Here is a 21174-nt window from a genome sequence, read left to right on the forward strand (position 1 = left end):
TTTCATGTGATTTTCTAAAAACAGGCTAAAAAGAAAACCTCACAGGTTAATCATGCCTGTGAGGTTTTCTTCAAATCTTATTTTAACTGGCTTTGCAACTCGTCTACCTGTTCCATGAGTTGTTCCCAGGCGCTCTGCTCTTTGTCTAGCTGCGTTTTAATCTTATTGAACTGCTGGGTAGTCTCATGTAAAGCGTTGGGGTCTGCGTAGGTGCTGGGCAGGGCCAATTTGCTTTCGCAGCTTTTCAGCTTTCCTTCCAGATCATTCACCAGACCTTCCACTTGCTTCAGCTTCTGGTTAATGCGTTTCAGTTCCTGCTCCAGTTCCTGTTGCTGGCTGGCGGTGGGCTTGGGTTTCGCCTGCGCTTTGGCCGGGGTAGCCTGCGGAGTAGGGCGTTTAAGGCCTTTCTCCCGTTGCTCCATCCAGTACTCATACTCATGGTAAGTGCCGGGATATTCCTTCAATACATGGTCTTCAATGTACCAGATCTTGTTGGCCACGTTCTCCACAAAGTACCGGTCGTGGGAAATGACCACAAACGTACCTTCGTACTGGTCCAGCGCCTGAATGAGGATGTTCACAGACTGCATGTCCAAGTGGTTGGTAGGCTCATCCAGCAGCAGGAAGTTGGCTTCGGAGATAAGCGTTTTCGCCAAGGCCACGCGGCTTTTCTCGCCTCCGGAAAGGACTTTGATTTTCTTGAAGACCGTGTCTCCGGTGAAGAGGAAAGAACCCAAAACGCCGCGTAACTCCATTTCAGTACGGCGGCTGCCTGCCTGCACCATCTCTTGTAAAATCTCATTCTCCACGGTGAGGCTCTCCAACTGGTGCTGGGCGTAGAAAGCCATGATTACGTTGTGGCCCAACTGCCGCTCGCCTTTGATGGGTTCATCGCCGGCTATGATGCGCATGAGCGTGGACTTTCCTTTTCCGTTGGCCCCAATCAACGCGATTTTGTCGCCGCGTTCAATGTTGACGTTGGTGTTTTTAAAGATAAGCTTCTCGCCGTAGCTCTTGGCCACGTTCTCCAGGCGCAGGATGTTGCGGCCCGGTTGCACCGTGAACTGGAACTTAAAATTAACCACGGGCGCATCTCCGGCTACATCTTCAATGCGCTCCATTTTGTCCAGCGCCTTCATACGGCTTTGGGCCTGCTTCGCTTTGGTGGCCTTTGCCTTAAAGCGGGCAATAAACTGCTCGGCTTGCTTTATTTGCTGCTGCTGGTTTTCATAGGCGCCTTTCTGAATCTCGTTTCTTAGCTCTTTTTCCTCTAGATAAAAGCTGTAATTGCCCGCGTATACGTTCAGTTTACCTCCAGAGACTTCCACAGTCACGTTGGTGGTCCGGTCCAGGAATTCCCGGTCGTGGGAAACAATCACCAGGGCCCCTTCATACGCGCTGAGGTAATTTTCAATCCATTTGATAGACGGTAAGTCCAAGTGGTTGGTAGGCTCATCCAGGAGCAGGAGCGACGGTTTCTGCAACAGGATTTTGGCCAGCATCACACGCATGCGCCATCCGCCGGAAAAAGTCTTCAAGGGCTGCTGAAGCTCCTGCGTGGTAAAACCGAGGCCTTCCAGAATCTCTTCGGCCTTTACTTGTATGTTGTAGCCGTCCAAGGCCTCAAAATGCTCCTGCAGTTTGGCCAGTTTGTCAATGTGCTCGTCCTGGTAATCGGTTTCCATTTCATGCAGCACCTCGTCAATTTTGCGCTGAATCTGGATGGCCTCCTCAAACGCCTGCATGGCTACATTTAAGATACTTTCATGGGTATCATAGGAAAGCAAATCCTGGTTCAGGAAGCCCAGCGTAGTTTCCTTCGCCATCTGAATGCTACCGCCGTCGGGTTTGTATTCGCCCACTAAGAGACGCAGCAGGGTAGATTTTCCGGTTCCGTTCAGTCCCACCAGCCCAATTTTGTCTTTTGGTTTGATGTGCAGGTTGGCGTCTTCGTACAGCGTGCGGCTCCCGAAATGAAAATTGAGGTTATTAATGGAGATCATGAATGGATGCGTATGAAAACGCAAAGGTAACACTTTGAAAATTATCTGGCGTTTGCCTTTTGCGGTTGCTGTTTTTGTGAAGTTGAGCTTCTATCTAACAAACAAGCGGTTAAAAACGTGCCTTAGCAGGCATGAATGTCAGAACGTTACCTTTCAGCGCGGTTTTAGGGGTGTTTTCCGGACAACAGTGCCTAAACCCGAAGGAGAATTAACCTCAGCCTTTCAAGCGATTTTCTGACGGAAACTTCTAGGCTGTAACACACGGGAAAACACGTAAACGACACCCTGCTTCTATTTGGAAAAGAACTATATAACAGCTGAAGCTTCCCATTTGAGATTATGCCTCGTATATACCCTAGTTTTGGAAAACCAGCCCTAAAACGCTTACTTACGTGCCATGGTAGCTATTGTATCTTTGCTTGATGCCGAACATTCAGATAAGTTAAATCAACTTATCTATAGCTTAGAGCGTGAATTTGGGCTTAAAGACGTACAGAAAACCCCTTATCCGCATATTACCTGGCTCACGGTGAACGACGGCAGCCTGCAGAATCTGAAAAAGACCTTGGGAGATGCGGCCGGAATCTGTTGCCGGTTCTTCGTTGAGACGACCGGGTTGGGGATTTTCCCGGGCCAGAAGCCTGTGCTGTACATTCCCGTGGTGCGTACCGAAAGCGTAAATCAGTTTCACAGCCAATTGCATAAAGCGGTGGGTTTAGTATGCCAGGAGATTAGTCCTTACTACCACCCAGATGTCTGGATGCCCCACCTGTCGCTTGCCCTCGGCGATACCACACCAGAGGTGATTTCGCAGGCCGTCCTATTCCTTAATCATCAAAATTTCCGCTGGAAAGTTGAGTTGGATAACTTGACCCTGCTCACCAAAAAAGGAGACCTGTTTCTAGAAGACGGCATCTTTCCTTTAATGGAGACTGGAGCGAAGAATGCCACTAAACTCTCTGCCTCTAGATAGTACCACCCCTATTTTCCTCCTGAAAGGACCTTGTGGGCAAGCTTGGAAGGCACTCTTGGGCTGCCACTACCGTTCGTTACCAAGATCCTCTCAGGAGGACAAAAAAGTAAGATTGTTTCAGTTATGTGCTTACAAAGAACTTTTCTTTAATCCTCTTGTACTAATTCAGCCGCTTTCTCCTTCAGTATCTCCAAGGCTAAATCAATGGTGTCCTGATGCGTTCTAAAGGAAAGTATGGCCAGGCGAAGCATGAAGTTCCCGTCTAAAAGGGTGGAGGATAGAAATACCCGCCCGTCTTGCTGCACTGCTTTGATCAACTTCTGATTGAAAGTATTCGCCTCTTCGGCAGCTTTGGGAACATAGCGGAAAATCACCACCGATAATTCCGGCACCACCGGTACCTCAAAGCCCCGGGTTTGCTTCAGTTGCTGATACGCGTATTGGGCCAGTTCCAATTTCTCTTCTAGGGCATCACGGAAAGCACCAACTCCATGAAGTTTAAGCGGAAGCCACAGCCGCAACCCTCTGAAATGTTTGCTCAGCTCAGGAGAAAGGTCTGCCGGTGAGGCTTCATCGGTAGCTGAGAGGGTATCCTGCATGTAATTGGCCAGGTAATGATGTGTCTCAGCGGTTTGCTGCCGGTTCTTGATGAGGACTGCGCCTAAGCCATAGGGAATAAACAAGCCTTTGTGCGGGTCCATCACCACGGAGTCAGCCAGGGAAATGCCCTCCAACTTCGGTTTACCCGAAGGCGCCAGGGCGAAGAATCCGCCGTAGGCGGCATCTACATGGTACCAGAGACTGAACTTATGGGCGATCTCTCCAATGGCGGCGAGGGGATCCACGGCGCCCACATCTGTCGTTCCCGCCGAAGCGATGATCAGCCATGGGGTTAATCCGGCGGCTTTGTCTTCCTGAATGGCTTTCTCCAGCGCTTCGGGCTGCATGCGGTATTGAGCATCCATGGGAATATGCCGCACAGGGCATTCTCCCAGACCGGCAATGCGCAGCGCTTTGTCCAGGCAGTGGTGGGCGTGGGAAGTGGTGTAGACCACGGCATCTGGAATAACCCGAGACGTGATTTTCTGCGCATCACGGGCGGTAGCCAAGGCAATAAGGCTGGCAATGCTGCCGCCCGAGGTGAGGTTTCCGGCCGCGTCTGCCGGAAAGTCTATGAGGGTAGTCATCCAGCGAAGCAGCATGTTTTCCATGCGTACTGCCCCCGGGGCTGCGTAAAAGATGCCAGCATACTTGTTGACGGCCGCTGCCAGATAGTCTCCCAAGCCAGCGTAGTAAAGTCCGCCGCCCGGAATATAGCCTAAGTGTCCGCCAGAAGCCGCGGTGATGCCTGGTATGTCTACCTCCGTTTTGAGCAATCCTAATGCTTCGTCAATAGCAATTGGACTTTCTTCTATGGGACTCTCCAGCAACCCGGCTCCTTTCTCTGGGGAGTCAACAAAAGCGGGCAGTGACGGTAATTGGGTTAGGAAAGATTGGATATAGGTTTCTACGGCCTGTTGCACCACTGCACGTTCTTGTGCCGTGGGCTCCAGGGGAAAATGGGAAATAGTCATTGATGAGTGAAGTTCTTGGGTTTAAACGATTACAGCGGAAGAAAGGTAAAGGCTGTCAGTATGCAAATGCCTTTCTAGGCTGTTTTGGGGAATGAAGCTATAAAATAAAATTGGGTTTCAGGTCCGTTTTTTCTAAACAGCCCTGAAACCCAAACCAGAAGATGAAGGTCAATTATCTCCTTCCAATCAATTAGCTGAAGAGTTCTCTCTTAAATAACCTTTCCGGAAAACCCTGTACTGGTCAAAAATGGTTCTCACCGCCCTGTTGAGGTAAGCGGTATTCTCGGTGGTAGGGTCTGAGAGCACGCCAGAGGTGTAGCCTTGCCAGACAGCATTCTGCTTCTTATGGTCCAGGAGCGTTACCAGCAGCGTGCCTTGGCTCATGTACATTTTAATGGGTTTGTAGGCCTCGTGCTCTTTGGTAGGCTCTTCGTTGTTCACCAGCCAGATGTCAAACTCTTCCTGCTCATAGCCTTTCATGTTAAGGTCATTGTAATAGATGTAATAGCTCACTAAAAGATCAGGCTTCTTGTCACTGTACTCGTATCCCTGAATCTCTAACCGTTCCCTGATGTACTTCTTAAGTACCTCGTAATTCTTAAGGGTGGTACTATCTTCCTCAGACGCATGGGTAATGAAATTAAACGTCTTGTATTTGTGGAAAGCCCCGGCATAACTGTAATCAGAACCGAACTTACGGTGTCCGAAGCCCAGGCAGCTACTCAAGCCGCAGGCCGCTATCAGAAGGAGAATCTTGGATAGGAAGTAAGTGTTTTTCATGGCTTGATCTCTCTAGTTTTAAGAAACTGGTGCTCCGCTACTTACGAAATAAAATGGGAAAGGGGTTTTAAAACATCTAAGTAAATTCGTATAAGTTTATAAGAATATCAATATAATAAATGTTCTATCCATTAGCAAAAATATTCAACATAAATCATGTAAATAGTTGCTTTACCTGAAATAGGCTTTAGCCAAATACACCAGGAGTAGATTAGCGGGCAAATTGAGATCAAAAGCACTGGTTAACCCGCAGGGGAGGGCACAAAAAAAGGAGGCGGGACTTAATCCCGCCTCCTGGCTAAAACACTTTTATTCTGATGGATTAATAATCCAGGACAATGGCGAACACCAGCGGTGCCACAATGGTCGCATCAGATTCAATCACAAACTTAGGAGTATCAATACCCAGTTTACCCCAGGTAATTTTCTCGTTTGGCACGGCACCAGAGTAAGAACCGTAAGAGGTAGTGGAATCAGAGATCTGCGCGAAATAACCCCACAACGGAACTCCGGTACGCTGTAAGTCCTGGTGCAGCATAGGAACCACGCAGATAGGGAAGTCACCGGCAATTCCGCCGCCAATCTGGAAGAACCCAATGGTTGACTCTTCTTTAGCAGTGTTGGTGTACCATTCGGCCAATTCCATCATGTACTGGATACCGGTTCTCATGGTGTGCACATTCTTGATGTCGCCGGAGATTACGTGGCCGGTGTAGATGTTCCCTAAGGTAGAATCTTCCCAACCTGGTACGAAAATGGGCAGGTTTTTCTTGGCCGCTTCCAGCATCCAGCTGTTTTTTGGGTCAATTTGGTAATACTGCTCTAAATCGCCGGAATTCAGGATCTGGTAGAAGAACTGGTGCGGGAAGTAGGCTTCGCCGGCCTGGTCTGCTTTTTGCCAGTATTTCAGAACCGTGTGCTCTAAACGGCGCATGGCCTCTTCCTCTGGAATACAGGTGTCAGTCACGCGGTTCAGGTGACGGTCTAGTAAGTCTTGCTCGTCTTGCGGCGTTAAGTCGCGGTAATTAGGAATGCGCTCGTAGAAATCATGCGCCACCAGGTTGAAGATGTCTTCTTCCAGGTTGGCACCGGTACAGGTAATGGCCTGCACTTTGTCCTGACGGATCATTTCGGCTAATATAATTCCCAACTCGGCGGTACTCATGGCACCGGCCAGGGTAATCATCATTTTACCGCCGTTGTTCAAATGGGTTTTATAGCCTTCGGCGGCATCAATGAGTGCGGCTGCGTTGAAATGCTTGTAATGATCTTTCAGGAACTGCGTTACCTTCATGCTGTTCAATTAGTTGATTATTTTAACGGAATGGTTTACTTATTTTTAACCTGTTTTCACCAAATAAGCGGGAAACTAAGGGGCAAACAGGAAAAAACCGGGGTTAGTTCGGTTTTTCTATAATGAGATTGTGATTGGTGTAAATACAAATGTCAGCGGCAATGTTCAATGATTCCCGCACCATTTCCTCGGCGGTGAGGTGCGGCGCGTGTTTCTTCAACGCCAGCGCGGCTGACTGCGCGTAGGTGCTTCCGGACCCGATGGCGGCAATCTGGTGGTCTGGTTCCAGCACGTCGCCGGTACCCGAGATGATGAGCAGTTCTTCTTTGTTGGCTACTACCATCATGGCCTCCAGCTTGCGCAGGTATTGGTCTTTGCGCCAATCCTTGGCCAGTTCAATGGCCGCCCGCTTCATGTTGTTGCCGTACGCGTTCAGTTTCTCCTCAAAGCGCTCCAGCAGGGTGAAGGCATCGGCGGTGGAACCGGCAAAGCCCGTCACTATTTTGCCGTCCTGCAGTTTGCGAATCTTCTTCACGTTGCTTTTGGCAATGTATTTATCCATGGTGGCCTGGCCATCGGCCCCTAGGGCCACTTCCCCGTTATGGTAAATTCCCAGTACGGTGGTAGAACGTATTTTCGTCATGATGTACCTTAACTTAATGAGAGGGCGTTGCCTCGCGTTTACCCCCGCGAAAGTACGACAAACTTTCTGAATACCCGAACCTGCCCATTCTTTGGTTTAAGGCTCCTCTTCTTGGTGCTAATGTTTAGAAAAATGATTTCCCTCGCTCGCGTCCCGCGAGTGTGAGCTACCTGCGGCGTCCCGCCGCTTTATATACATTTCTATCAAAACGAGCAGAGAAACGGCCAGAGGCCGAAGGTAGCTCACACTCGCGGGACGCGAGCGAGGGTTCTGGTTAGTAAATTATTACTTTTCCCAAGTGTTAAATCTTTCATTCAATAATAGAGTAAGACAAGAGCAGGGCGGCTAATGCGAGTATGGAAAGGGGGCGAGGTCAAACGGAATAGTTATTTAATAAATTTTAAAATAAATTAAATGTTCTTAAATTTTGTGAAATAGTTAGACTTTTTACCTTTGCGAACTCCACACGTTCACAACCCACTAAAACAAGATACGACTATGAGCAGGCTTAACCTATTGGAGGAAACGCGCTACGAGAAGGTGCCCGTAACCGTTTATGCAGACCAGCAAGAAGCCTCAAAGGCGGTGGCCCACCGCATTGCGGAACTGATAAGAGGAAAGCAGGCGAAAGGTGAGAAAACCGTGCTGGGTTTAGCCACCGGAGCCACACCCGTAGGCGTCTACACCGAACTGGCGCGCCTGCACCGGGAAGAGGGTTTAAGTTTCAAGAACGTCATCACCTTCAACCTGGACGAATATTACCCCATGCAACCCACGGCCCCACAAAGCTACGTGCGCTTCATGGATGAGAACCTGTTCAACCACATTGACATTGACAAAGCGAACGTAAACATTCCAGATGGTACGTTGCCGTTGGAAGATATTCCGGCTTTCTGCCTGGAGTACGAACGCAAAATAGAAGCGCTGGGCGGCCTGGACCTGCAAGTGCTGGGGATTGGTAGAACGGGCCACATTGGTTTCAATGAGCCGGGTTCCGCGCCCAACTCGGGTACCCGCCTGGTCACCTTAGATGACCTGACCCGGCGTGATGCTTCCCGAGATTTCGGGGGAAAAGAGAATGTGCCCACCAAAGCCATTACCATGGGGATTGGTACCATCTTCAAGGCGCGGGAAATTGTTTTGATGGCTTGGAATGGGAAAAAAGCCTCTATTGTGCGCAAAGCGGTGGAAGGCGAAATCTCCGGCGAGGTGCCCGCCACCTACCTGCAGCTTTCAGACAACGTGGAGTTCGTGCTGGACCAGGATGCCGCCATGGACCTAACCCGTTTCGGAACGCCGTGGCTCGTGAAAGACTGCGTTTGGGATACCCAGCTGACCCGCAAAGCGGTGATCTGGCTCTCAGACACCGTGAAGAAACCGGTCCTGAAGTTAACCGAAGAAGACTACAACGCCCACGGCATGGCCCAACTAGGGGTGAACCGCGGACCGGTGTACAACATCAACATTGACGTATTTAACCAACTGCAGCGCACCATTACCGGTTGGCCCGGCGGCAAGCCGAACGCCGATGATTCCGGGCGTCCGGAGCGCGCTTTACCAGCCCAGAAGCGGGTGCTTATCTTCTCTCCGCACCCCGATGATGACGTGATTTCCATGGGCGGTACGTTCATCCGTTTGGTTGACCAGGGGCATGACGTGCACGTGGCGTACCAGACTTCCGGTAATACCGCCGTGTGGGACGATGACGTGCTGCGCTACATGGAATTCGCCATAGACTTCAGCCGAAGCATTGGACAGGACGGGGAGAAGCTTTCCTCGGTGTACGAGCAGATGCGGACCTTCATTGGCCAGAAGCACCCCAACCAGGTAGACACCAAAGAAATTCAGGACGTGAAGGCGTTCATCCGGAAGAGCGAGGCCATTGCAGGCGCCCGCTACGCCGGTCTTTCAGATGACCACATCCACTTCCAGGCGCTGCCTTTCTATGAGAGCGGCAAGACCAAGAAAAACCCCGTAACCGACCGCGACATAGAGCTCACCATGGAGTTACTACAAAACGTGAAGCCCCAGCAGGTATTCGCCGCCGGTGATTTTGAAGACCCGCACGGTACTCACATTGTGTGTTTCAATATTATAGTAGAAGCGCTTCGCCGGCTTAGCCAAACCGAAGAATGGGTGAAAGACTGCTGGCTCTGGATGTACCGTGGGGCCTGGCACGAATTTGAGACCCACGAGATTGAAATGGCCGTACCGCTTTCCCCACAGGAAGTAGAACGTAAGCGGATTGCAATCTTCAAGCACCAAAGCCAGAAGGACCGTCCCGTGTTCCCCGGCGACGATGAGCGCGAGTTCTGGGTACGCGCCCAGGAACGTAACCGCGAAACCGCCCGCCGCTACGACCGCCTCGGCCTGGCCGACTATGAAGCCATGGAAGCCTTTGTGCGTTTCAAGTTTTAAGACTTCTCTATTTTAAATAAAACAAAAGCCGCTTCGGGTACTTCCTGAAACGGCTTTTGTTTTATAGCTATTTCTAAATGTGAGAAGTGCTTTTCGGCTCTTTTTCTGAAACCGGCTTCTAATTAGGGTAGGGCAATCCCTTGTGGTTGCCCTTTTCCATTACCACAGAATGTACGGACAGGTCGCGACCTGTCCTGCGATATCAGAAAACACATTCATCAGCTAATGGAAAGGGCAACCACAAGGGATTGCCCCTACATTTAAAAAGACAAGACCTATTTTCTGTTTAGAGGCTGTTTCCCAGAAAAGAGGCGCTAAACAGAAAGAGCCGATGGAAATGTCCATCGGCTCTTTCTTATATGGAGTTCGTCTTCTAACAACGAACAACTATTAACTAAATCACACCAACATTCTAACCGGATCTTCCAGGAAGCCTTTGAAGGTCTGCAGGAAGGCGGAACCAACGGCGCCGTCTACCACACGGTGGTCGCAGGAAAGGGTTACTTTCATAACGTTACCGATCTGTATTTGTCCGTTCTTCACCACTGGCGTCTGTTTGATACCACCTACGGCCATGATACAGGCATCTGGTGGGTTAATGATAGCGGTGAATTCCTCAATCCCGAACATACCCAGGTTGGAGATGGTGAAGGTGCTGCCTTCCCAGTCAGACGGCTGGAGTTTCTTGGATTTGGCTTTTCCGCCCAGGTCTTTTACCTCGGCTGAGATGGTGGAGAGCGATTTTTGATCAGCGTTGCGAACTACTGGTACCAACAGACCTTCTTCCACGGCTACGGCCACGCCAATATTCACCACGTTGTTGTAGCGGATCTTGTCGCCTAACCAGGAAGAGTTCACGGCCGGGTGCTTGCGCAGGGCAGCAGCAGCGGCTTTGATCACCATGTCGTTGAAAGATACTTTCACTGGGGCAACCTCGTTCATGCTCACACGGGCTTCCATGGCTTTGTCCATGTCAATCTCCATGGTTAGGTAGAAGTGCGGCGCGGTGAACAAGCTCTCAGACAGACGGCGGGCAATGACCTTGCGCATCTGTGATACCGGAACCTCTTTGTAGGCTTCGCCGGTTTGGGCCGGAGCGGCAACCTGAGGAGCAGAGATAGCGGCCGGAGCGGCTTGCGGTTGGGCAGCTGGTGCAGCGGAAGGAGTGAAGTTCTCCACGTCACGCAACACAATGCGGCCGTTCTCACCAGATCCTTTTACCTGTGCCAGGCTGATGCCTTTTTCCTGGGCAACTTTCTTGGCTAACGGAGAAGCCAGCACACGGCCCTGATTGGTAGAAGAACCGGTTGTACCAGCTTCAGTACCTTGACCGGGTACCGGAGCGCCAACGGTTTGGTTTACGCCATCGCCAGATTGAGACTGCGCATCAGATTTATGGTTCTCGGCACGGGTAACTTCTTCAATGGAACCAGTCATAACGTCTGGGCCTTTGTCTTCGGCTTTTCCACCGGCAGCGTTACCGCCGCCGTTCAGCAGGGCCTGGTAATCGGCACCGGCTTCACCAATAATGGCCAGCACGCCGTCTACCTGTACAGAGGCACCAGCTTCCACACCTATATATAAGAGGGTTCCGTCTTCGTAAGACTCCAACTCCATGGTGGCTTTGTCGGTTTCCACCTCGGCCAGCAGGTCGCCGGATTTTACTTTGTCACCCACTTTCTTGTGCCAGGCTACAATGGTGCCTTCCTGCATGGTGTCGCTCATCTTGGGCATGCGCACCACTTCGGCATTCACCTTGGCAGCGGGCGCCGAGGGAGCAGGGGCGGCTTTGGGCTCTGCCTTCGGCGCTTCGGCTTTAGGGGCTTCTTCTTGTTTAGGGGCCGGGGCTGCGCCTCCGCCGTTTACTTGGGCCATGAGGCCGGAGATATCTTCACCTTGTTTCCCTATGATGGCCAATACGCCGTCTACGGGAACAGATTCACCATTTTTAGGGCCGATGTACAGTAACGTCCCATCTTCATAAGACTCCAATTCCATGGTCGCCTTATCGGTTTCCACTTCGGCAAGAACGTCCCCAGATTTCACAGAGTCACCAACTTTCTTTAACCATGAGGCAATGACCCCATCGGTCATAGTGTCACTCATCTTGGGCATTCGGATGATTTCGGCCATAGTTTTTTGCTCGGGTTTAAGGCCTCAAAAATAGAGGCAAAAATGCTGTAATACAAATATGCTTTTAAGAGATTCTGCTTCGGTTTTTGGCTTGTTTGCAAGAAATAAGGCCAAAAACAAGAATCTTGTTCTTTTTTCTAGGTCAAATGTGAGACATCGGCAAAACGCGACACCCAAAACATGGAGCCGGTGTAGTTGAGCTCATAGAGGCAAAGATTCTGGTGCACAAACCTATCCATCTGGTGCAGCGGGTAGCGCAGCAACTGGGCCAGCAAAACCCGCATGGCCCGGCCGTGCATGCAGACCAGAATGGTCTTTTCCTCGGGCCGGGAGAGGATCAGGTCAATGACGGGTTTCTGGCGGTCGGCCACCATTTGGGGGCTTTCGCCGCCTTCAATGGGCACACTGGTCTCGCCGTTCTGCCAACGCTTGAGCATGTCAAAATAATACGCGTCTTCCTCAGGCGTGATGCGGGTGCCTTCGCGGTTGCCCCAGCTTATCTCGTTCAGGCCCGCGTGCCGCTCATGCGGAATGCCCAAATCAATAAAGCCCTGCACGCTTTGTACGCTCCGTTGCAGCACCGAGGTATAGATTTTGTCAAAGGCAATGTCTTGGTAGGCCTGGAAGAATTTTTCGGCTTGCCAGCGGCCCGTTTCATTAAGGGGACTGTCAATGCCGCTTCCCTGCACAATTCCCTGCAGGTTAAGGTCTGTCTGGCCGTGCCGAACGAGGTAGATTTTTTTGAGGCTCAATTTTACGCTAATTTGCAGGCTCTAAGTTAGGCCATAAATACGAGAACTCTGGATGAAAAGACGCGCAGATATTACCCTGGAACAGTTGAATGCTTTAAATAAAAACACCATGGGCGAACATCTGGGCATGGAGTACACCGAGATTGGCGAAGATTACCTGATTGGCCGCATGCCCGTAGACCACCGCACGCACCAGCCCATGGGCCTTTTGCACGGCGGCGCCTCCGTAGCCCTGGCCGAAACCCTGGGCAGCATTGGCGCTACCATGTTCCTGGACTTGAGCAGGCAGTACTGCGTGGGGCTGGAGATAAACGCTAACCACATCAAGAGTGCCCGCAGTGGGTACGTGTACGGTAAAGCCAGTGCGCTGCACATCGGGCGCAAGACCCACGTGTGGGAAATCCGTATTACCTCCGAAGCCGGTGATTTAATCTGCATCAGCCGCATCACCATGGCTATTCTGGATAGATAAATTTACATGTCCCAAGAAACCACCTCTGCCATTCCTCCGCTTACTGACCGAACTTCCCCCGAGGAAACGGCTTTCAACATCTTTCAGGCAGCCCTGGCCTCTGAATTTCCGGTGGCCCTATGGCGCTTACCCAACACCACCGAAGTACAGGCCGTGGTAGCCACGCAGGTAGAGCAGATTTTGCCGCCCATGGAAGGCCCAAAACAAGGATTTGCCTTCTGCCCGTTCCAGCCCAATGAAAATGCGCCCGGCGTGTTTCTGACCGCCGACCTTTACTTCTCCGGAAAACCAGCTGCTTTGCCAGAAACTGGCCAAAAACAATTACCCGCTCGTTTTTGGACCGCTTTTGAGGAAACAAGTCTAAAAGGCGCTGACAAAAGAACGTGGCCCAGCCATCCGTCCGGTCCCGTAAAATCCATTCCGCGCGATGTGTTTGAGCAGACCGTAGCAACCGCCGTGAAAGACATGCAGGCCGGTTGCCTGGAGAAAGTGGTTTTGTCCCGCACCAAAACGCTGCCTTTGTTTGAAGGCTTTAATTTAGTACGCGCTTTTACTCAATTAACCCAATTATATGCCACGGCGTTTGTTTCACTGGTGGCAATCCCGGGGCTGGGCACGTGGTTGGGGGCTTCGCCCGAATTGCTGGTGCAGGTAGACCGGCACAAAGTGTTCCGGACGGTGGCCTTGGCCGGTACGCAGCCCATAACGGATGGACTTACGCCCGCCGATGCCATTTGGCGGCAGAAGGAGATTGAGGAACAAGCCCTGGTGCAGCGCTACATTGTGAGTTGTTTCCGGCACTTGCGCCTGCGCGAATACGTGGAAATGGGGCCTCGTACGGTAAGGGCCGGAAACCTGCTGCACCTGCGTACCGATTTCAGCGCAGCCATGGACGAGGTTGGTTTCCCTAAATTGGGTACCCAAATGCTGGAACTGCTGCACCCCACCTCGGCCGTAGGCGGCATGCCCAAGGCAGCGGCCTTGCAGAAAATAAACCAACTGGAAATACACGAGCGCCGTTATTACAGCGGCTTTCTGGGACCGGTGCAGTTAGGCGAGGAGACCAACCTTTTTGTGAACCTGCGGTGCGTGGAGTTGGGCCAGGACTCGGTTACAGCCTACGCCGGAGCCGGCATGACCGCCGATTCAAACCCCGCCAAAGAGTGGGTGGAAACCGAGCTCAAGATGCAAACCGTACTCCGTTTATTTCAAGCGTCTGAATCATGATTTTACAAGCCGTTATAGATATTGCCGAAATCTGTGCCCGCAAGGGAGTGCAGGAGGTGGTGCTGTCGCCGGGTTCGCGGTGCGCGCCTTTGACGCTGGCCTTCGCCCGACACCCGCAATTGAAGGTTCGTACCGTGTCTGATGAGCGCAGTGCCGCTTTCATTGGGCTGGGAATTGCGCAGCAGACCGGCAGACCCGTGGTGTTGGTGTGTACGTCTGGCACCGCCGCCTACAACTACGCTCCGGCCGTAGCCGAAGCCTTTTACCAGAACATCCCGCTCTTGGTACTCACTGCTGACAGACCCCCCGAATGGATTGACCAACTGGATGGGCAGACCATTCGGCAATCAAAAATCTACGGCGGGCATGTGAAGCGCAGCCTGGATTTTCCGGTAGATACGAACCATGCTGATTCCCAGTGGCATGCCGCGCGCTTGCTCAATGAAGCCTTGAATGAAACCGTGACTTTTCCCGAGGGACCGGTGCACGTGAATATTCCGCTTCGGGAACCGTTTTACCCCGAGGAAGGAGAGGCGTTCGGGTATTCTTCTGGTGTTAAAATCATTGAGGAACTTCCATCAGCCTTCGGTTTGCCCGCGCAGACTTGGGATACCCTTAAAAAGGAGTTTCAGCAGTTCAAAAGAGTGCTGGTGGTGGCTGGTCAGGGTAAGCGGGAGGAAGCATTGCACTCAGAGATTCGGCAGTTCTGCCGTGTCACTGGAGCCGTGTTTGTTGCAGATACCATCAGTAACCAACAGGCCGCCGGAGAGACCATCAACTACCATGATGTCTTTCTGGGAGCCAAGCACCTGCACACCACGCAGGAACTTAAACCAGATTTACTGATTACGTTTCATAAATCACTGATTTCTAAAAACCTGAAAATGTTCCTCCGCAAGCAGGAGGGAATGCAACACTGGCACGTGCAACCCGCCGGAATGGTGGCCGACACCTTTCAGGCACTTACCAGAATCATCAGAACTACTCCGCAAGATTTCTTCTCAAACGTAGCGGAAGGTGCCGTAACAGAGCAGAAATCGCTGGGGTTCGCCCAGACCTGGCAAAAGCTGGAAACGCTAGGTAAATCCGTTTTGGAGCGTTTTCAGGAAAATAGCCCGTTTTCAGAATTTAAGGCTTGCCATCAGGTGCTACGGAGTTTGCCTGCCAACAGCCTCTTGCATCTGGCCAACAGCATGAGCGTGCGCTATGCCAACCTCATCGGCGTAGCCGAAAGGGAAGGAGTGGAGGTATTTGCCAACCGGGGCACCAGCGGCATTGACGGCAGCACCAGCACAGCCGTAGGTTCGGCGTTGAGCACAAATAAATTGGTGACCCTGCTCACCGGCGACATGGCGTTCCTGTATGACCGAAATGCCTTGTGGCACAATTCCCTGCCCCAGAACCTGCGCATTTTGGTGCTGAACAACCACGGCGGCGGCATTTTCAGGATGATAGAGGGGCCGCGCAGTCAACCGGAACTGGAACCCTTCTTTGAGACCGAACAACGGCAAACTGCCCAGAAAACCGCCGAAGACATGGGATTGACCTACTACAAGGTAACTAATGGAGACGCTCTGGCCGCTTTGTTGCCCACGTTTTTTGACATAGCCGCAGGGCCGCAGTTGATTGAAGTGGAAACGAACAGCACCAGGAACTACGAAGTCTTTGCCGCTTACCGGGAGCAAGTAGCAAAGGGTATCAGGCTTTAGCACCCTGCCAAGAAATTTATATGAACTTTAACATACTTTTAATTGACTTACGCTTAAATAAGACGTAAATTTCTATTGGAGGCGCTGCTGTAAAGGCGTGAAAACCATGGAGTTTACGAATGAAGTTGAAAAATGGCACCATAAACACCGGGTGGTGCTCTATGATTACGGCCGGATTGCCTTGGGAGGCTTTCTCCTGTTCAAAGGCGTGCAGTTCCTGTTCAATATTACTGCCCTGGAGCAGATCTTGTTAGACAGCAAACTGTATTCGGCGGCTACCTATGTTGCCTATGCCATTGCGGTCATTCACGTGATTGGGGGCGCCATGATCATGGTGGGCTGGCATACCCGTTTAGCCTGTCTGGCCCAGATTCCTATTGTAATGTGCGCGGTCCTGTTCCTGAGCCCGGAACATGATCTGTTCTCCCTGTATTCGCCCTTCGCGGTAGCGCTTTACACCTTGTTTTTCCTGGCCATCTATTTTGTGGGCGGCTCGGGGTACTATTCATTTGATGATAAAGCCCTTACCGAACGCAAACGACTGCTTAAAAGAAGTAAGTCTAAGTCGCTCAAAGCCCGGCTGTCTAATGAAGATCAAATCATCAATCCTGAGCTGCATCATTCCTGATTAAAAAGAACTTTCTCGCCAACAGAATCACTAATCCTTTACTGTAAAACCCTTCTGAGTTCATGTCTTTCTGCCCTGCGGTAGATGCCCGAGTGTTGGTCTAAGTAAACCTCCCGCATCTTGTGTGTATGTCGCTAAATAAGAACCTACAACCTTGAACGGAGGCGCTGCCTTTTCAGCGTTACTGAAATGAACTGGGTACAACAAGTTGACAAGTGGCAACATGAACACCACCCCGTGGCCTATGACTACGGAAGAATCCTTTTGGGTTTATTTATCTTTTACAAAGGCCTGACGTTTATCGCCGACACCTCGGCGCTCGCCGAAATCATCCAAAACAGCCAATTCCAATTTGTGGCTTTGGGATTGGCGCATTATGTAGCCTTCGCGCATTTGGTGGGCGGTATTTTGATTGCCTTGGGGCTTATTACGCGGGTAGCTATTGGCTTTCAGATTCCTATCTTGATTGGAGCGGTCTTTTTCTTTAACCCGGGGCAGGGTTTTTTCTCAGTTAATCCACAGTTTGCCCTTTCGCTCATCACGCTCATTGCCCTTATTTTCTACTTTGTGGGTGGCTCGGGTTACTACTCAGTAGACCATAAGTTTGAGATGAATGAGAAGCGGCTGAACGAGAAAAAACTGTCGCACTAACAAAAAGGTTACTCAAAGAAGAACTGATTTTAAGGGCTACCGTTGCATAATCCTGTAAGGGCACAGTACCTTTATGCCCAAAATGGTTTAACCAAAACTGAGGTTCATGCAAAGCAAATTCAACTGGACAACACTCAAAGAATATCAAGAGATACTTTTTCAATTTTATAACGGCATTGCCAAAATCAGCATAAACCGGCCGCACGTGCACAACGCCTTCACCCCGCGCACCGTGGCCGAGATGATTGATGCCATGAACATCTGCCGCGATAATCCCGAGATTGGGGTTATCATCTTTACCGGCGAGGGCGGCAAAGCCTTCTGCTCGGGCGGTGACCAAAGCGTACGCGGGCACGGCGGTTACATTGGCGAAGACACGGTGCCCCGTCTGAACGTGCTGGATTTGCAGATGCAGATTCGTCGTATTCCCAAGCCCGTGATTGCCATGGTAGCCGGTTGGGCTATTGGTGGCGGACACGTGCTGCACGTGGTTTGTGACTTGTCTATTGCCGCAGAAAACGCCCGTTTTGGCCAAACCGGCCCCAAAGTAGGTTCTTTTGACGGAGGCTTCGGGGCGTCTTACCTGGCGCGTATTGTGGGCCAGAAGAAAGCCCGCGAAATCTGGTTCCTGTGCGACCAGTACAATGCCCAGGAAGCGCTGGACATGGGTCTGGTGAACAAAGTAGTACCGTTGGAGCAACTGGAGGAAACCACCGTAGAATGGTGCCAGAAAATTCTGGAGAAAAGCCCGCTGGCCCTGCGCATGCTCAAAGCCTCTTTCAACGCCGAGTTGGATGGTCAGGCTGGCGTGCAGCAATTGGCCGGAGACGCCACCTTGCTTTACTACTTATCTGACGAAGCCAAAGAAGGCAAGAACGCCTTCCTGGAAAAACGCAAGCCAGATTTCTCCAAGTACCCTAAGTTTCCTTGATTTTTTTGAGAACGAACAAAAGGCGTTTTGAGGTTGATTTACAAGAATCAGCTCTGAAACGCCTTTTTATAAACTCCCTCGCTCGCCTCTGGCGAGTGTGAGCTACCTGCGGCGTCCCGCCGCGTGTTAAGTTCTATTATTCTGTGGTGATAAGTTTCCTTCACTGGGCCAGAGACCGAAGGTAGCTCACACTCGCCAGAGGCGAGCGAGGGCATTTCTTACTGAAGTGTGGAAGGTCACAACCAAAATCCCTCCTCACCCGAATAACAATCAACATCAGCAACCAACAATTCAAGAAATGCCCGACCACCTGCTCCTGAATGGCAAGAAATTCTTTTTTGACGAAATCCAGCACTACTCTTTCAGGGAGAGCATTCCCATTGACGGGTATGAAGCCAAAACGCTGGAGTTCTGTAAGAATTGGCTGCAAGGCGTGCAGGAATATCCGGTGCAGACCTCGGGCAGTACCGGCACGCCGAAATTCCTGGAACTATCCCGAGACCGCATGGAGGCGAGCGCCAAACGTACCTTGCGAATCTTCGGCTTGCAGCCAGAAGACCGGGTATTGGTCTGCATGAACACCGAGTACATTGCCGGCATGATGATGCTGGTACGGGGCTTGGTAGGCAACCTGCACATGACTATTATTGAACCCATTGGCAACCCCTTGGCCAGCGTAGATCCAGAAGCGGAGTTCGATTTTATAGCCATGGTGCCGCTGCAACTGCAAACCATTCTGGAGCAAACCCCCGAGAAAGTGGCTAAACTGAACCAGATGAAAGCCATTCTGCTGGGCGGGGCCGCAGTAAGTAAGACATTGGAAGAGGCAGTGCAGCCCTTGGAAGTGCCCGTGTACCAAAGCTACGGCATGACCGAAACCATCTCCCACATTGCCGTACGTCGCCTGAACGGAGCGGATAAAACCGATTACTACACTGCTCCTGCCGAAGTAACCCTAGGCCAGGACGAGCGCGGCTGTCTCACCATCTCGGCGGAAGTGACGGGCGGCGAGACGTTGTTCACGAATGACCTGGTAGAACTGCTGGAAAATAATTCTTTCCGGTGGTTAGGCCGCGCCGATAACACCGTCAATTCTGGGGGCGTGAAGGTGCAGTTGGAGAAAGTAGAGGCGGCGTTGGGAGAGGCTTTGGCGCACTTAGGCATCTCACGCCGGTATTTTGCCGCCTCTTTGCCAGATGAAACGCTAGGAGAACGCCTGATTGCGGTGCTGGAAGGCAGTCCTTTCACCCAGGAAGAAGAATCCAACCTCAAAGGCAAACTCACCCAAAGCCTTTCTAAATATGAAATTCCGAAGCAGTTCGGTTATCTGCCCCGTTTACCGGAGACTGCCACGGGCAAAATAGACCGCCGCCACGGCATGACTTTGCTGTAAATGTTTAGGGCCTGTTTTCTGCAAAACAGGCCCTAAACGTTGTGATTAAGACTATTTGACTTTACTTGTTAAAGTGCATAATAGCTTCATGTATTCTGGCAGAAGAGGCAAGCTTTTTGGCTTTTTTATTGTTGCCTACCATCTCCAGCAGGAGGTTCTGGCTAAAAGGCTGGATTGGACCATCGCCTAATTGCAGGTATTTGTAGTGCTCTGCGTTTGGATTGAACAGTACCGGTAAGAGACTGTAACCTGTTATTTTGCCCTTTGCAACCGGGAAAAGCCATTGCTGATGAAAAGGAACTCCTTCCACTATAATTCGGCCGCGCTTAGATAGTCGTACAATGGAATTGGTGTTACCCGGATAAATAATCTCCTGCTGTAAGGGGTCAGTCTGGTTTATCTTATTTGGGATTTGCTGCACTAAGATGAAACTGTTCTCCTGCTCATCAAACATGATGTTGGAGGACACGGCTAACATGGTTTTGTCTTTCAGTTCTACCATGTAAGTTACCTTTCTTATGTCAGATCCCATTCTGATAGTTGCCACCTGTCTTTTCAAATTATTGGCCGCGTTCTGCATCATCCATAAATTTTGCATCTGTTGCACCTGGTACTGTGCAGCATTCATAGATTCTGAAGTTTGGGCCAAAGACAAGGCTGGGAATGAGAAAGCAGCCAACAAGATTAATAGTCTAAACATTTTAAAATTCAATATAAGATAGACGAAGTTAAAGGTCTGTTTTCTGCAAAACAGACCCTAAATGGTAGATTTTTATAGAATAGAAATGGAATAGCTATGCTTAGTTCTTAGCTGGTCTGGCTCTGTTGTATTCCAACATGGCCTCGTAGAACTTGGATTAATAGGCCAAAGTGACGGCTTTTTTGTTGTCGCTTACCATACTTCTAAGCACCTGTATGTCTGGTTTCAGCATTTCGCCGTTTCCTTTCTGCACAAACTTAAAGTAGCCCGAATGCAGATTGGTGGCCGGTAGAAAGCTGTAGCCGTTTATTTTGCCTCTCACCACCTGAAACAACCAGCAACTATCGGCGGGGAGGCCCGGGGTAGAGATGGTTCCGTCAACATCTATTTTGCGAATAGAGTAAGTATCTGCCGGGTAAATACGCTGCACCCGCTTCAGATCCTCTTTCTTCAATTTCTTGTTTTCGGCCAGAAGATAACTGACGTTGTTTTCATCAAACAAGATCTTAGATTTCACTTCTAATTTGGTGCTGTCTTTCAGTAAGACCGTGTATTTAGACTTAGGATTATACAACTCAGTGCTGCGCCGGGCCATGCCTAAATTCATCATGGTCATTTGCCTCTGCATGTTCATTTGCATGTTCATGTGATGTTGACCAATGGCAGCGTTCACCGCTCTCATGTTTGGCACTTGAGCGACAGCAGGGAATGCACCAAAGGTTAAGCCCAAGGCACAAAGGGTAAGTAGTTTTCTTGTCATGTAGAAAGGAAGTTTGATGAAGAATTGGTGAGAGACTCAACCTGATAAATCTGTTGCGTTATCTTCTCTAAAGCACTTTTATTGTTGATGATAGAATAGGATATAGCTTGATAAATATAAAAAGTGTTTTGCT

At 50.6% G+C, this 21174-nt stretch carries 18 protein-coding genes; 9 read left to right on the forward strand and 9 right to left on the reverse strand.

The window, feature by feature from the left end:
* Positions 1–77: 77 nt before the first annotated feature.
* A complete protein-coding gene (locus tag ACY0JR_RS06870; RefSeq protein ID WP_462633204.1) occupies positions 78–2003 on the reverse strand; it encodes an ABC-F family ATP-binding cassette domain-containing protein in 1926 nt (641 codons plus the stop codon).
* 397 nt (positions 2004–2400) lie between these two features.
* Between ACY0JR_RS06870 and ACY0JR_RS06875 the strand changes: the two genes are divergently transcribed.
* Entirely contained in the window at positions 2401–2976 is a 576-nt protein-coding gene (locus ACY0JR_RS06875) for a 2'-5' RNA ligase family protein (protein ID WP_462633205.1), read from the forward strand.
* A 146-nt stretch (positions 2977–3122) separates the two neighbouring features.
* On the opposite strand, the gene ACY0JR_RS06880 is transcribed toward ACY0JR_RS06875, so the two are convergent.
* From ACY0JR_RS06880 to hslV, 4 genes are all read right to left on the reverse strand, one after another.
* On the reverse strand, positions 3123–4550 hold the full coding sequence (locus ACY0JR_RS06880) for a pyridoxal phosphate-dependent decarboxylase family protein (RefSeq protein ID WP_462633206.1): 1428 nt from the start codon (positions 4548–4550) through the stop codon (positions 3123–3125).
* 186 nt (positions 4551–4736) lie between these two features.
* Positions 4737–5330 carry a DUF4136 domain-containing protein gene (locus ACY0JR_RS06885; protein ID WP_462633207.1) on the reverse strand — a complete coding sequence of 198 codons (594 nt, stop codon included), beginning with the start codon at positions 5328–5330 and terminating at the stop codon, positions 4737–4739.
* Between the two features lie 322 nt (positions 5331–5652).
* On the reverse strand, positions 5653–6624 hold the full coding sequence (locus ACY0JR_RS06890) for a deoxyhypusine synthase family protein (protein ID WP_462633208.1): 972 nt from the start codon (positions 6622–6624) through the stop codon (positions 5653–5655).
* Between the two features lie 103 nt (positions 6625–6727).
* Positions 6728–7267, reverse strand: a complete 540-nt coding sequence (gene hslV / locus ACY0JR_RS06895; protein WP_181308901.1) for an ATP-dependent protease subunit HslV — start codon at positions 7265–7267, stop codon at positions 6728–6730.
* A 498-nt stretch (positions 7268–7765) separates the two neighbouring features.
* Between hslV and nagB the strand changes: the two genes are divergently transcribed.
* Entirely contained in the window at positions 7766–9685 is a 1920-nt protein-coding gene (nagB, locus tag ACY0JR_RS06900) for a glucosamine-6-phosphate deaminase (RefSeq protein ID WP_462633209.1), read from the forward strand.
* A 399-nt stretch (positions 9686–10084) separates the two neighbouring features.
* Here the strand turns inward: nagB and ACY0JR_RS06905 are convergent, their stop codons facing one another.
* Both ACY0JR_RS06905 and ACY0JR_RS06910 read right to left on the reverse strand, forming a co-directional pair.
* Entirely contained in the window at positions 10085–11818 is a 1734-nt protein-coding gene (locus ACY0JR_RS06905; RefSeq protein ID WP_462633210.1) for a pyruvate dehydrogenase complex dihydrolipoamide acetyltransferase, read from the reverse strand.
* A 137-nt stretch (positions 11819–11955) separates the two neighbouring features.
* Positions 11956–12570 (reverse strand): histidine phosphatase family protein, encoded by a 615-nt coding sequence (locus ACY0JR_RS06910; protein WP_462633211.1) that lies wholly within the window; start codon positions 12568–12570, stop codon positions 11956–11958.
* 52 nt (positions 12571–12622) lie between these two features.
* On the opposite strand from ACY0JR_RS06910, the gene ACY0JR_RS06915 reads away from it, so the two are divergent.
* The 7 genes from ACY0JR_RS06915 (at position 12623) to ACY0JR_RS06945 (ending at position 19581) form a co-directional block, all read left to right on the forward strand.
* A complete protein-coding gene (locus ACY0JR_RS06915) occupies positions 12623–13042 on the forward strand; it encodes a hotdog fold thioesterase (RefSeq protein WP_462633212.1) in 420 nt (139 codons plus the stop codon).
* Between the two features lie 6 nt (positions 13043–13048).
* The gene (locus tag ACY0JR_RS06920) at positions 13049–14269 is read left to right on the forward strand and encodes a chorismate-binding protein (protein ID WP_462633213.1); all 1221 of its coding nucleotides are present in this window, start codon (positions 13049–13051) and stop codon (positions 14267–14269) included.
* Positions 14266–15978 carry a 2-succinyl-5-enolpyruvyl-6-hydroxy-3-cyclohexene-1-carboxylic-acid synthase gene (menD, locus tag ACY0JR_RS06925; RefSeq protein WP_462633214.1) on the forward strand — a complete coding sequence of 571 codons (1713 nt, stop codon included), beginning with the start codon at positions 14266–14268 and terminating at the stop codon, positions 15976–15978. The genes ACY0JR_RS06920 and menD overlap by 4 nt, the downstream gene beginning before the upstream one ends.
* A 106-nt stretch (positions 15979–16084) precedes the next feature.
* Positions 16085–16606, forward strand: coding sequence for a DoxX family protein (locus tag ACY0JR_RS06930; protein ID WP_462633215.1), 522 nt, complete (start codon positions 16085–16087; stop codon positions 16604–16606).
* Positions 16607–16795: 189 nt separating this feature from the next.
* Complete coding sequence (locus tag ACY0JR_RS06935) at positions 16796–17257, forward strand: DoxX family protein (protein WP_462633216.1); 462 nt, start codon at positions 16796–16798, stop codon at positions 17255–17257.
* Positions 17258–17363: 106 nt separating this feature from the next.
* Positions 17364–18188, forward strand: a complete 825-nt coding sequence (gene menB, locus ACY0JR_RS06940) for a 1,4-dihydroxy-2-naphthoyl-CoA synthase (protein ID WP_462633217.1) — start codon at positions 17364–17366, stop codon at positions 18186–18188.
* A gap of 298 nt (positions 18189–18486) precedes the next feature.
* Positions 18487–19581 (forward strand): AMP-binding protein, encoded by a 1095-nt coding sequence (locus ACY0JR_RS06945; RefSeq protein WP_462633218.1) that lies wholly within the window; start codon positions 18487–18489, stop codon positions 19579–19581.
* A gap of 61 nt (positions 19582–19642) precedes the next feature.
* On the opposite strand, the gene ACY0JR_RS06950 is transcribed toward ACY0JR_RS06945, so the two are convergent.
* Both ACY0JR_RS06950 and ACY0JR_RS06955 read right to left on the reverse strand, forming a co-directional pair.
* On the reverse strand, positions 19643–20281 hold the full coding sequence (locus ACY0JR_RS06950) for a hypothetical protein (RefSeq protein ID WP_462633219.1): 639 nt from the start codon (positions 20279–20281) through the stop codon (positions 19643–19645).
* A gap of 157 nt (positions 20282–20438) precedes the next feature.
* Positions 20439–21041: a hypothetical protein gene (locus ACY0JR_RS06955; protein ID WP_462633220.1), complete on the reverse strand. Its 603-nt coding sequence runs from the start codon at positions 21039–21041 to the stop codon at positions 20439–20441.
* Positions 21042–21174: the final 133 nt, after the last annotated feature.

The sequence above is a fragment of the Rufibacter sp. JT3400010 genome (assembly GCF_054956755.1).